Source organism: Shewanella frigidimarina, assembly GCF_003797125.1.
GTDB classification, from domain to species: Bacteria; Pseudomonadota; Gammaproteobacteria; order Enterobacterales; family Shewanellaceae; genus Shewanella; species Shewanella frigidimarina.
On sequence record NZ_RKKE01000007.1, the window covers coordinates 206,518 to 219,519 of the forward strand.

Here is a 13,002-nt window from a genome sequence, read left to right on the forward strand (position 1 = left end):
ATGATAATTACCACTCATTATCCACAAATACCGTTAGCAACTTCAAATGTTGCGACGGATCTTGCGCGAGTGGACAATCAACAAAAACCGCCGATTATCCCGCCACAAGAACCGACAAAAGAGCATGCAGAACGTCCATTAAATCAACAAAATGAACGTGCTACGTCTTACACTGTCGCAGAGAAAAAACAGCAGCAAGAGCAAGCTAAACGACAACAGCAAAGTGCCACTCAACAAGCGGTAGAGTCTAAAGCAATTGCTTCGCCAGTCATTCGGCCTCAAGTCATTAGAATCATGGCTAGCCAAACCCCGGCGCTGCAACGTAAAGATATTCAACTAAAAACACAATCTACAAACGCTAAAACAACACCAGAACCCCGTCAACGCCAAGCGCTAGACACTGGAGTATCCAAAGCTACCTACCAACAATTTGGTCAACGGATTGGTCAATTTTATCAACAGCAATCCGCTCCAAATAATGAGTCTCAACTACAAATATTAGCGTGATACTTCCGTAGTAATATCAGACAGTGTCGGTTTTGCCTCTGAATTAGCCGTACGGTACAACATTTTGTTGTATGCTAAACTGCCCCATAATGCCCAGCCTAATGCTGCTTCTGCTTGAGGTTCATTCAATGTTGTCGGGGTCAGTTTTTCAGTAACAAAATCATAAGTAACACTTTCAGGAGGTAATTCAGGTTGTAAAATAGTCATTTTATCTCCCTCCAGTAAACCAAAGTTTTTGTCATATTGCATCATCGCTCGACCCGGCCATGAGTCTGGCATTTTAGTTAAATCACGGCCTAGCATTGGATAACTATCCGAAATACCCAGCAACGAAATTAACGTCGGTGACATATCAATTTGGCTCACAACACGTGGATCGCGCTTCGCATCAATCCCGTCACCTAAAATAAGCCCAGGAATACGGAAACGAGACACTGGTACTAGTGCAGCGCCACCCACTCGACTGTCATGATCTGCAACAATCAGGAATAAGGTATCCTTCCAGTAATCTGATTTTTTAGCTTTTTTGAAAAACTCACCCACTGCATAATCGGCATATTTCACCGCGTTATGCATGGTGTATTGTGGTTGTTCATACAACTCAATACGGTCATCAGGGAACTCATATGGGTCATGATTACTTGAGCTAAACACTAAGCTAAAGAATGGTTTACCCTCTTTGTGCATCCGCGAAAACTCTTCGTCTGCTCTAAACAACAAATCCTCATCAGACACCCCCCAAGACGCCACAAACGCTGGGTCTTTATAGTCACCTTGATCAACAATATCAGTAAAACCATTGCCTAAAAAGAAGCTGCGCATATTATCAAAATGGCTTTCACCACCATAAATGAACTGCGTGGTATAGCCATGTTGCTTCAATAAATCAGCGATGGTAAAAAAGCCTGTTTGACTCTTACCGAGTTTCACAACTGCACGTGCTGGCGTAGGTGTAAAACCGGTTGTCACCGCTTCTATACCTCTTACTGAACGTGTACCAGTAGCGTATAAATTTTCAAAAAACCACCCTTGTTGAGAAAGCTCATCAATATTAGGCGTTAACGGTAAGCCACCTAAACTTCCCACAAAACGTGCACCTAAGCTTTCTTGTAAAATGATCACAAGGTTCTTTGGTTTACCGGTATAGCTGGCTTGATTAAATGACAACGTCGGTATGGTCGATGAGGTAAATGCACTCAGTGGTCGGCCACTTTCACGGCGCACAATGTCGATCACTTTTTCGTCGGCTAACTTGCCATACACTTTCGATGCATCTTCTTCGTTACTCATTTGCTTAATTGCAAAGATTAATGAGAAAGAGGAATTTAACACTAAAGAATTAACTAAAGGATCGTCAGAAAATGCCACCAATGAAGGATTAAGAGGTCGATGCCCCAATGATGACCGCGCACCTAGCACCGTAATAGCAATGACGATAACCGCAAGCACTGGACGCCAATACCATTTAGGAAAACGAATATATTGCGTTAATTTTCCACTTAACCACCAGCCACCCCATAAGGTACCCACGGTGATCAGCGCCGATAAAATAAGCTCGCCTTTACGCCCTGCCCATAACATCGATAACACTTCTTTTGGATAAACCAGATATTCAACATACAAACGGTTAGGTCTAAAACCATATTCAGCAATAAATGACGGCGATGATGCCTCAAGAAAAACCACTACCCATAAACCTAGTGTGAGCCATACGCGTAATATCATCAGCCAAACACGGCCAACTAAATGCTCACCAGCAAATACTACGGTTCCGAGTGCTGCAATACCCCACAGCCAACATAAAGAGGCAAAATCGACCCGTAAACCTTGCAGTAAAATGTAGCCCCAACCTTGGGCATCGGATACCCGTTCAGCTTGCCATAAAGACAAGCCAATACGGCTCAAACTCATTATAAGAAGAGAGATAACACTAAATATAACAATTGCTTGAAATAAATTATTCGAAGTCTTTTTTGTACTAAACTCACTTGAATTGGTACCAAGACTAAAGAAATTTACAGCCATTTATTGCTCCAAAATTATTATTATTTTTAGGCTTCATGTGCAATTAAATTCGCAACAAGCTATCCCAAATGTAATAACATTATTACTGGGTAATAGACTAGTATGCTTATCTTAAGGGCAACTTAAGCTTATCGTGTTACTGAAAACCTTGTTTACTCAGCGATTTAAAACAGGATTTTTTGCAAATTTTTCAATATCTTTATCGTAACTGAACGACTAAAAGACACAGTAACAAAAACCATCTGAGCCTAAGACCTTAGCAAGGGCATTAAGTTCAGGGCGTAATAACATATATTAACATCTTATTTACAGTCAGTTAAATTCTGTTTTTTTGAAGGTTTTTTGCATAGATTTACACCATTGCCGCATGACCATTCGGAATCAACACAGCAAACATAATTTTGTCATCCGAAACTAATTCAAAGCTAAACTCAAATCCATTCACTTTGGCAATGTTTTCAACAATGGCCAATCCCAATCCATGCCTCTCGCTGTTTGAACGCGATTGCTCCGCCTGGAATAATGGTAGAGTAAGCCTCTCTAAATCATTCGCGTTGATACTGGTGACTAATTGATTTTCAATGCTGAATCTTAAGCCTTTATTATCAGCAACTAACCTTATTTTAATCGATGACTTCGGCGGACTGTAATACAGTGCATTATCAAATAAATTGGTCAAAATGAGATGCAAAGAAAACTCATCGGCAAGGCAGCTTGGATCCAAAACACTATTTTCAATATTCAAACGAGAGTGAATAGTCGAATACTTAAATGCTAACTCATTAATAACCTGATCCATCACGGTTTTGATATTGATATGTTGGCGATGCAGATTAATATTTTCTGATGTGGCTTGCTGCAATAGTAATAAATTATTGACGATTGTTTTCATCCGTAAACTAATACTGAGTACATCTTGCTTATAGCTCACGCCAATACGCTGATCATCCGGATAACGAATATAAATTTCACTCAAGCTAATCAATTCACTGATGGGCGTTTTCAGTTCATGAGCGATATCGGCAGTAATGCGCTTTTCTGTTTGTAGGTATTGTTGGCTAATTTTGACAAACTTATTCAACTCATTACGTATAGGTTCAATTTCAAGATAACGTTCTGATTCGCTAGACAGTGGGATGTATTTTTTAGTGACATCGACGCTTTTTAGCGACATGTTTAATTCGTTCAACGGGGTCAAACCACGATGAATAACCTTCACTACGGCCCAACGGATCAACACAATCACCAGTAGTAAGCCAATGGCTAAACTAGAATCGATGATCACCAAAATTTGCGATAAATCTTCTGTGGTAATGGCTATGGTTAACCACATGGGTTCGACTTGATCCATCATTGACCGATTAGTTTTAGGCACTTGCGGCTCAAAATACGACACCATCGCCCTGCCGTCTCGACCATCTGGTAGCACAACATCTGCAAAAAAAGCACTGTTGAGTGGAATGTCTTTTTTAAGTAAATCTACACCCTCGAAATTACGCAACGACTCAGAACGTTCAAACACGCTTGAGCCTTGCCACAATTGAAAAAAGCTTGCTTTAGTCGAGATGCCAAATTCAGGCATAAACTCGCCAGCAAAATCAAACTCGGTGCCTTCTGGAGTCACTTTAACTAAGGTCTTTAGGTAGTTAGACTTGTCTGTTAACGCGCTATCAAACTCAACATCGACCCAATTATCGATACTGATATCAATCGCCAAAAACACCAAAATCAACATGGTTGATACCACATAGGTCATGGTATTGACTAAATTGGTGGTTAACGATCTCATTAATGTTCACCCACAAAATAGCCAAAACCACGTTTGTTTTTTATCGGTAGCGTCACCCCTACGGCTTTAGCTTTTTTACGCACGGACGATAAATGAGCCTCGATGGTGTTTTTTGATAAATGATTAAATGAACCCACGACTGCTTCACTGATTTGTTCAGGATTAAGTACTTGCTTAGGGTTACTAAATAAATATTCAACAATTTTAAATTCGTTTTTAGTCAGATCGATATAATGGCCATCTGCATGAAGTGATTTGTTACTTGTGTCTAAAACAAAATTAGCAATACAAATAGTTTTAACTTGTTGATTGAGTTCACCACGGCGACCAAGAGTCACGAGTCGGGCTTGTAATTCGTCAAACGAAAATGGTTTACACAGATAATCATCGGCACCCGCCAATAAGCCAGTAACACGATCTTCAGCTTGTGATTTAGCCGATAAAATAATGACCTTAGATTGATTACCTAATTTACGAATACTCTTAAGTAAACTCAGACCATCTACATTAGGCAGCATGAGATCCAAAATAATGAAATCATAAGAATTAGTGAGCGCCATACTTAAGCCCTCAGAACCATCACCGGTTTCATCAACGGTATAACCTAAATGATCCAAACCAACTCTAATGCCGCGACGCAGCGCTTCAGAGTCTTCAATTAACAACACTTTCATTGAGTGTCCTTTATCATAATTGCGCCTATATCCATATTACGAGTGATGCAGTCCAAACGGAAAAATAATCTAAACTCGGGATAACAAACTACCATTAGCAAACTTATCTCTATGCTATCCATAGCGATAAGTTAACAGCCGACACGTTGCGGGCAGATTAACCGTTTACGAGTCAATTATGCCCATAAAACAACCCACCAAACAATCGCTGCCATCAGCATGCTGAGAAACACAAATGCAGAAGCAATATCTTTGGCGAGCCCAGATAACTCATTAAACTCCAGGCCAATACGGTCAACCACCACTTCAACAGCAGTGTTAACCAGTTCAGCAAACAATACAAATAGTAACGCCAGCACTAACATGGCAGATTGCGGCGCACTAATATTTGCCATACAAGCAAATACAGTTAATGGAATAAACAGCATTAACTCTTGCTGAAATGCCGCTTCATTACGGCACATCCACTTTAAACCATTAAAGGTATGTTTACAGGTATACAGCAAGCGCATAATGCCATGGCGTTTCACCACAATTTTTGGCTGTTTAGTTGCTGCACTCTTTGCCGTATTCTTTGTTACATTATCATCAGACGTAGATGATGAAGCTGAAATTGTCATGAGTATATTCCTAGTTCATTTTACAATCGGTGGTGATATCTAACTTAGGATCACGTACCGAACTGCTAACACCGTAAAGCCCTAACAATGTATGGAACAAGTTGTCATGTGAGTACGAGCCACTTAATGCATGCTCGGCAACACATTCACGGTCAATTTCTTTAGCTTGTGTGTAGTCTTGTGGTAACCACATAAACCAAGGCACATGAGTTTGTTGGCTCGGCGCAATGCTGTAAGGCGTACCGTGTAAATACATACCACTTTCACCCAACGACTCACCATGGTCAGATAAATACACCAGCGCGACGTTATATTTGTCTTGATACTGCTTAAGTACATTAATCGTTTCTGCCAACACAAAATCGGTATAGGCAATAGTATTGTCGTAAACATTAACAATCTCTTGGTCGCTACAGTTTTCAATATCGCTGCGGCTACAAGCTGGCGTAAATAACGCTTTATCGGCTGGGTAACGCTGCCAATATGTTGGTCCGTGACTGCCAATAGTATGCAAAGCGATAAATTGATTATCTAAGCCTTTACCCGACAGTGCACTGGCTTCACTGTCTTGTTGTAATTTTTGGCTAAGTTTTTCAACTAAAATCTCGTCATAACAACTTAAACCATCACATAATGGATTTGGCTCGCTCGGCGAAATATCAATCTTATTAATGCGGGCTCCTACGTCTTTATCGCCGCCATCGTTTTCAAACCATGTCACGTTAACACCAGCCGCCTTAACTACATCAAGCACATTATTTCGTGCATCAGCAACTTCACGATTGTAATTGTCATGGATTAGATTTGAGAACATGCACGGTAACGAATGCGCGGTAGCCGTGCCACACGACGACACATTCTGTAAGGCAATCATGCCTAGGTTTTCTGTGTATGGGTTGGTGTTACGTTGGTAACCGTTATACGCCATATTTTCTGCACGGGCAGTTTCGCCTACAACAAGTACCATAAGGGTCGGTTTGCCATTCACGCTTGGGGTTAGCTGTGCATCTTGACCAATAGGGTCAAAGGTTAACTTTTCGGTAAAGTAACGGTTGTTTAGGTATTTAACCGTATTATAAATATGTGCAGGAATAATCATCTTATTCAGATAATTATTATTGCGCCCCACTGACGCATAGTCTTTGTAAAAAAACAGCACCATCAACCCGACTAACACCACGCTGAATATTGTAAAGCCAGCGCGACGAAGCACTATTTTGGCCAGTGACGGACCACTCGATAATTTAGTGCGGTATAACAAAACAGAAGGTATTACCCCTAACACCATCACATAGCTAATTGAAGGTAAGCTTATATATGAAAAAGCTTCACCAGAATTGGTTTCAAAAATATTTTCAATCATGCCGTAATCAAACATCACGTTGTACTGCAACATGGCATACATGGCCGCTGACGATGTCAGTAACAACACAATCATCACGGGTTTAAAAACAAATTTAAAAGCAAATAAGCTAAAAATAAGCATAAAACAACTGCTTAATAACAATGCAGGTGACAAAGAAAACAGCACATGACCATCTGCTGATAACTGATAGATTTTACGGATTATCGGAAAATTTAATACCAAGCCAAAATAGACAGCGATAATGCAGGTCATCGCCTCGTAACTGATGCTCTTTGGGGTGATACTGGATAATGTTTTCGTTAGTAATTTCAATTTTGCCACTCGCAATAAACTCGACTGGCGCTGATATTCAACTAAAACACTTAAGATCCACTGAATAAAAACTGAATTATTGCTGTGTGGTTATATTCAGTTTCAAAATATAAAAATGAGCTAAAAAAAAGCCCTTACACATCAGTGCAAAGGCTTTATAATCAATACATTAGCTAAATGTGTTTTACCACACCGTATAATTGATTATTTTTTTATCTTGGCAAAGGCATCAGCAAACGCATTACCCATAGCCGCATTTTGTGGTGCTTTAACAGGTTTACTGGCTGGTTTATTATTACCAGAACTCTTGGTATTGACTGAAGATTTACCCGCAGCAGGCTTTTTCTGGTAATTATTTTGTGGCTTACCCTGCGACTGTCTGGTTGCCTTTTCGGTATCAATTTTTTCATCAAGACGCATACTTAACGCAATACGACGACGCTCAATATCCACTTCCATCACTTTCACTTTAACCACATCACCGGCTTTAACCACTGTATGTGGGTCACTAACAAACTTGTCGGTTAACGATGAAATATGCACTAAACCATCTTGATGCACACCCACATCAACAAAGGCACCAAAGTTGGTCACGTTGGTGACTACACCTTCTAAAATCATCTCGACTTTAAGGTGCTTCAATTCTTCTATGCCGTCTTTAAACGTAGCCGTTTTAAACTCACCACGAGGGTCGCGTCCTGGTTTGTCTAGTTCGGCTAAAATATCATTAATGGTCGGCACACCAAATGCGTCGGTAACAAAATCGGCAGCATTAATCTGTTTTAACAAATCGCTATTACCAATCAGTTCAGTTAATGGCAATTGCTTAGCACCAGCAATCGACTCAACTAGGCTGTAAGCTTCTGGATGAACAGATGATGAATCCAATGGATTATCACCATTACGGATACGTAAAAAACCCGCTGCTTGCTCATAAGCTTTAGGCCCTAAACGAGCCACACTCAATAACTGCTTACGATTGGTAAATTGACCATTAGCGTCACGAAAATCAACCACGTTTTTAGCTAAGGTTTTGGTTAAGCCAGCAACTTGAGCTAATAACGGCGCTGATGCCATATTTAAATCAACACCTACAGCGTTAACACAGTCTTCAACGACGGCATCAAGCGACTGCGATAACTGGCTTTGGCTTACATCATGCTGATATTGTCCTACGCCAATTGCTTTGGGTTCAATTTTTACTAGCTCTGCTAGCGGATCTTGTAAACGACGCGCAATTGATACCGCACCACGAATTGACACATCAAGATTAGGAAACTCATTAGCGGCAAACTCAGAGGCCGAATATACCGATGCGCCCGCTTCACTCACAATCACTTTGGTCAGCGTCGGATGCGTTTCTTTCACGGCAGCGATTAACTCGCCAGTTAGCTTGTCGGTCTCACGCGAGCCAGTACCATTACCAATCGCAATAATTTCAACTTTATGCATGGTCACTAAATTACTTAAGGTACGAATCGATTTGTCCCATAAGTTTTGTGGCGCATGCGGGAAAATAGTGGTGTGGGCCACCAGCTTACCGGTGTTATCAACAATCGCGACTTTCACACCAGTACGGATTCCAGGATCGAGTCCCATAGTTGCTTTAGCACCAGCAGGAGCCGCCATTAATAAATCGCCCAGGTTACGGGCAAACACTCTAATGGCCTCTTCTTCCGCGCTTTCACGCATCTTAGCGATAAACTCTGTTTCCATTTGCAAGGCAACTTTAATGCGCCAAGTCGAGGTCACTACCGTTTTCAACCATTCATCAACGCTAGAGTTAGTCAGTTCTAACTTAAAGTGATCGCTAATAATCACTTCACAATAACTGCCTTCTGTCGCTTGAGTATCGGGATCGGCGTTCATCGACAGGCTTAACATGCCTTCGTTACGGCCGCGCAACATGGCTAAAGCACGGTGAGATGGGATTTTACTCATCAGCTCATTATGTTCAAAGTAGTCGCGGAATTTAGCGCCTTCTTTTTCTTTACCTTTTACCATGCGGCTTTCAAGCACAGCTTGCTGTAATAAATGCTGGCGCACTTTACGCAGCAACTCTGCATCTTCAGCAAAACGCTCCATTAAAATAAAACGCGCACCATCTAGTACCGCTTTAGAGTCGGCAAAACCCGCATCAGGATTAGTAAACTCAGTTGCTTTACTTTCTATATCTAATTGACGATTGGCTAGCACTGCATCTACAAGCGGCTCAATACCCGCTTCGATGGCTATTTGGCCCTTAGTACGACGCTTTGGTTTGAATGGCAGATATAAATCTTCAAGGCGGGTTTTACTGTCGGCGTCATTAATCGCTTGAGTTAACGCTGGGGTTAACTTTCCTTGCGCATCAATGCTCGACAACACCACTTGGCGGCGGTCGTGTAACTCACGTAAATAACCTAAACGAGAAAACAAGTTACGCAACTGAGTGTCATCTAAACCACCGGTAGCTTCTTTACGATAGCGCGCAATAAACGGCACGGTGGCGCCATCATCTAATAGCGCAATGGTCGCTGTGACCTGTTGTTCACGGACATTAAGTTCTTGAGCGATAATCTGGGCAATATTATGCATAATCAATCGAATTCGACATGGTTTAAAATAAAATTATGCCAAAGATACCATAAAGACCACCAGTTCGCTGCTAGTACGAAAGGCTTTATGATGTCTTTATAGATAATCGATAAAAAGAATGCATCATCGGGCATGAAGTGCTAAAACACAGATGATAATATTACGGCTTATATAAAACCTCACCGTTCTTCGACCACATTAAGAGTAAACCGCGTGAAAACTAAGTTAATCACTTTAGAAGGCTACAATAAACTCAGAATTGAGCACGATTACTTGTGGAAAGAACAACGTCCTGAAGTCACTAAGATTGTCACTTGGGCGGCTGGTTTGGGTGATCGCTCCGAGAATGCTGATTTATGATTAGCACCATATTTAAAATACTAATAACTTTAAGTCGTTATTAAAAAAAGACTTATAAATAGTATGTATACTATTTCTTGTACTATGTTTCTAATTGTTAATGCACCGATTTATTGTTATATGTACCTTACGGCGCTGTTTAGATTAATGTAAGAAAATCTCCACGGTTTAGTAAATCTTGTAGTTGTTTTTCCACTAAATTTACTTATAGAAATTTTGTTAGGAAATGTATGAATATCAAAAGCGCGGTGATTTTACTCAATAAAGTTAGGATATAAACTAGATAACCTAAGACCCAACCCTTTGATATTTTAAGCTTTTAAATCCATGTTTTTTTCCATACCCTTAGCTTCTTTCTTTGTCGAAAATAAGGTGTTTGATGCCTATATAACTCTTAAATTACTTGCATAGGATTTTTTATCATGCCTTCAGAACTCCAATTGTTTGTAGTTGTTTTGTTAGCTCAATAGTTTCAATTTCAATTGGCTCGTTTCCATCAAATTTGTAGTACCTAGTTCTTTTATGTGTAGAAATAACAAAGTACGTTTCTGTTCCCTTATATTCAATATCACTCAGCTTTAGAGGGATCTGATTTCAGATCCGATGGAAATTTATCAGGGCTCGGTACTATAGGCATCCATTTATGATGAGTTTGAAGGGTCAGTTTAGCTACATTTTGGGCTAGTAATTTATTTGTGTCGTCACTACTGTCATAATCTCCAAAACGGTAGTTAAACTGAGTTAATTGATCCTCAAGTTCTCGTTGTGTAGTCCGGTAAAGAGTCCATAACTCCTGTGGTTTTCTTAGTTGTATCCAGGCTGTACAAAAAGCTGCGAGCCCTGACAAGAACGAAGGGACACCTTTCGATATCCAGACCTCGGTTCCTAATCCAACAAACAATGGAACTAACAAAGTGCTAATCATTATTAGGCGAAAGCACCATAATGTTTCGGCTTTATTGTGAGCAGCTTTTGCTTTGAAGTGTTCAATCTTTTCTTGACAGTAACTGGTCGCTTCTTTCTCTTCTGAGCTCATTTTATTCTCTATTTTTAGTTAATTGATGACGAAGTCATCTCATTTATTAGTTATATTTAGGGGTTAATAAACTATTTTTTTAAATTAAACACGAGAGAAAGTAAATATAACGTCTGACTTTTAAACTCCAGCAGCTATTAATTGACACACTGTTTTTGCTGATAGAATACAAGCAACCCGATGGTAATGATCGCTTTTTAACTCATCTCCGTTGTCAACAACAGATTTGGCACTAAAATACCTTAAGTTCTGATTTGAAGACTGTCTTGCTGCTTCATATAAGGCATAAGCTTCCATTTCAAAAGAAGAGTTCTTCCTATGTTGCGCCGTAATATTTTCTAAGATTGTAGCTGACGCAATGACTGAGCTTCCACTAGATGTTGGACCAATAACTATTTCGAAACTAAGTTCATCTATATCAGTAGGGTACTCACTACGTTTTAGGACCACACCATCTTTTATACTTTCTAGAAAGCTAGAATTTCTTATTAATTGGTTGATAGCAATGTGAGTAGAGTGAAGAATCTGCACCGTATTTACTTCTGGTACGAATCCATCTGATGTCCATTTTCCTGCATCATGTTGATGGCACATTTCTGAAATAATTACGTCATAGATATTGGCTTTCCCTTCAATTCCAGCACAAATTCCACTCATACATATCAATTCTGGGTTGAAAATATCTATAGCCCTTGCGCATGTTATTGCAGCATTAACTAAGCCCATTCTCGGAGGGACAATAATCCCCCCTTTTTTACCATTAATTTCTAAAGTTCTGCAATTCAGGTTCTGTATGCACTGGGGGGGGCCGAGATTACAATCCAGATTTTTGTATGCCTCAGCTTCTTGTTCTAATGCGCAAAAAATTACAAAGTCATATTTAGGCGCAGGGATGCTATTTTTAGCTTTTAAAATGAATGCGTTTACCCAGTCAGTAGAATCCTCTGCATAAAAGACTATGTTTATATCTAAGCGGTTGAATTTTTCATAACTTTGTTCTGCTACATCATTAAAAGCTGTTATTGCAATAACTGGTGTGGAAAAGTTAGGAGATTCGGTATCTCGAATTGTATCGATAATTTCTTGAGTCACTTCAAACGCTTCAGTAGCATCTTTTTGCATAGGCACTAACAAATCAGTTACGACTAAATCAAATTTCTCTTTGCTAGAATCAATTACAAATTTTGAAAAGTATTCACAACGTTTAACGGTACAATCAGGAACATTTGACTTTAATGTAGCTTCTATGTGGTTATATTTATTATCGTTATCTTCCAGTATTAAGACATTCATTTTAATTTCAAAGCCTTTTCTAAATCTTCACCCCATCTAGGGTCGTCTACAACGTAATATATACAAGCTAAAACATCACAATTAAGAAGGGATTTAAATTTTTCAGGAGCTTTTTCTAAAGGGTAGTGTTCACCAGATATTTCAACACTTGGATATTGTGTTATAACAATACAAACATCTGTTCTTTCCATTTCCGAAAGCTCTAAAAGGATATCAACCCCACCAGTGAGTAGAGACATAGGCGCCCCTTCTCCTTGTTCTGCTGTATGACTAGGGATTGCCATATCAATGAAAATTAAATCAAATGTATAATTATCAATGTAGTCAATGGCTTCAGCTAAGCTGACTGCAACTTTGATATTTGCCCCCGAATATTTTTCTTTCGTATAACTAGTTAAGTCATTGGCTTTGTAATCATCGTCTTCAATTATGAGCACTTTCAT

Annotated in this window: 10 protein-coding genes and 1 pseudogene; 2 read left to right on the forward strand and 9 right to left on the reverse strand. The window is 39.7% G+C overall.

The window, feature by feature from the left end; genetic code table 11:
* Positions 1-507: a hypothetical protein gene (locus tag EGC86_RS18190; RefSeq protein ID WP_123778485.1), complete on the forward strand. Its 507-nt coding sequence runs from the start codon at positions 1-3 to the stop codon at positions 505-507.
* Here the strand turns inward: EGC86_RS18190 and EGC86_RS18195 are convergent.
* The 6 genes from EGC86_RS18195 to EGC86_RS18220 form a co-directional block, all read right to left on the reverse strand.
* Positions 499-2,532, reverse strand: coding sequence for an LTA synthase family protein (locus EGC86_RS18195; RefSeq protein WP_245423179.1), 2,034 nt, complete (start codon positions 2,530-2,532; stop codon positions 499-501). The two genes, EGC86_RS18190 and EGC86_RS18195, sit on opposite strands and share 9 nt — an antisense overlap.
* Before the next feature lie 352 nt (positions 2,533-2,884).
* The gene (locus EGC86_RS18200; protein WP_123778486.1) at positions 2,885-4,321 is read right to left on the reverse strand and encodes a sensor histidine kinase; all 1,437 of its coding nucleotides are present in this window, start codon (positions 4,319-4,321) and stop codon (positions 2,885-2,887) included.
* Positions 4,321-4,995: a response regulator transcription factor gene (locus EGC86_RS18205; RefSeq protein WP_101084868.1), complete on the reverse strand. Its 675-nt coding sequence runs from the start codon at positions 4,993-4,995 to the stop codon at positions 4,321-4,323. The genes EGC86_RS18200 and EGC86_RS18205 overlap by 1 nt, the downstream gene beginning before the upstream one ends.
* A 176-nt stretch (positions 4,996-5,171) precedes the next feature.
* A complete protein-coding gene (locus EGC86_RS18210) occupies positions 5,172-5,615 on the reverse strand; it encodes a diacylglycerol kinase (protein ID WP_243756311.1) in 444 nt (147 codons plus the stop codon).
* Positions 5,616-5,625: 10 nt separating this feature from the next.
* The gene (locus tag EGC86_RS18215; protein WP_245423180.1) at positions 5,626-7,293 is read right to left on the reverse strand and encodes a phosphoethanolamine transferase; all 1,668 of its coding nucleotides are present in this window, start codon (positions 7,291-7,293) and stop codon (positions 5,626-5,628) included.
* 204 nt (positions 7,294-7,497) lie between these two features.
* Positions 7,498-9,870 (reverse strand): Tex family protein, encoded by a 2,373-nt coding sequence (locus EGC86_RS18220; protein ID WP_123778487.1) that lies wholly within the window; start codon positions 9,868-9,870, stop codon positions 7,498-7,500.
* 213 nt (positions 9,871-10,083) lie between these two features.
* Here EGC86_RS18220 and EGC86_RS18225 point away from each other — a divergent pair.
* A pseudogene (locus EGC86_RS18225) lies at positions 10,084-10,224 on the forward strand (transcription elongation factor GreB); the annotation flags it as partial.
* Positions 10,225-10,798: 574 nt separating this feature from the next.
* Here the strand turns inward: EGC86_RS18225 and EGC86_RS18230 are convergent.
* The 3 genes from EGC86_RS18230 to EGC86_RS18240 all read right to left on the reverse strand — a co-directional run bounded on the left by EGC86_RS18230 (position 10,799) and on the right by EGC86_RS18240 (position 13,002).
* On the reverse strand, positions 10,799-11,266 hold the full coding sequence (locus EGC86_RS18230) for a DUF4231 domain-containing protein (protein WP_123778488.1): 468 nt from the start codon (positions 11,264-11,266) through the stop codon (positions 10,799-10,801).
* A gap of 120 nt (positions 11,267-11,386) precedes the next feature.
* Positions 11,387-12,559 carry a 5'-methylthioadenosine/S-adenosylhomocysteine nucleosidase family protein gene (locus EGC86_RS18235; RefSeq protein WP_123778489.1) on the reverse strand — a complete coding sequence of 391 codons (1,173 nt, stop codon included), beginning with the start codon at positions 12,557-12,559 and terminating at the stop codon, positions 11,387-11,389.
* Entirely contained in the window at positions 12,556-13,002 is a 447-nt protein-coding gene (locus tag EGC86_RS18240) for a response regulator (RefSeq protein ID WP_207893057.1), read from the reverse strand. The genes EGC86_RS18235 and EGC86_RS18240 overlap by 4 nt, the downstream gene beginning before the upstream one ends.

Coding starts and splice junctions, on each gene's coding strand:
- EGC86_RS18190 (WP_123778485.1), top strand. CDS start 1: ATGATAATTACCACTCATTATCCACAAATACCGTTAGCAACTTCAAAT.
- EGC86_RS18195 (WP_245423179.1), bottom strand. CDS start 2,532: ATGGCTGTAAATTTCTTTAGTCTTGGTACCAATTCAAGTGAGTTTAGT.
- EGC86_RS18200 (WP_123778486.1), bottom strand. CDS start 4,321: ATGAGATCGTTAACCACCAATTTAGTCAATACCATGACCTATGTGGTA.
- EGC86_RS18205 (WP_101084868.1), bottom strand. CDS start 4,995: ATGAAAGTGTTGTTAATTGAAGACTCTGAAGCGCTGCGTCGCGGCATT.
- EGC86_RS18210 (WP_243756311.1), bottom strand. CDS start 5,615: ATGACAATTTCAGCTTCATCATCTACGTCTGATGATAATGTAACAAAG.
- EGC86_RS18220 (WP_123778487.1), bottom strand. CDS start 9,870: ATGCATAATATTGCCCAGATTATCGCTCAAGAACTTAATGTCCGTGAA.
- EGC86_RS18230 (WP_123778488.1), bottom strand. CDS start 11,266: ATGAGCTCAGAAGAGAAAGAAGCGACCAGTTACTGTCAAGAAAAGATT.
- EGC86_RS18235 (WP_123778489.1), bottom strand. CDS start 12,559: ATGAATGTCTTAATACTGGAAGATAACGATAATAAATATAACCACATA.
- EGC86_RS18240 (WP_207893057.1), bottom strand. CDS start 13,002: ATGAAAGTGCTCATAATTGAAGACGATGATTACAAAGCCAATGACTTA.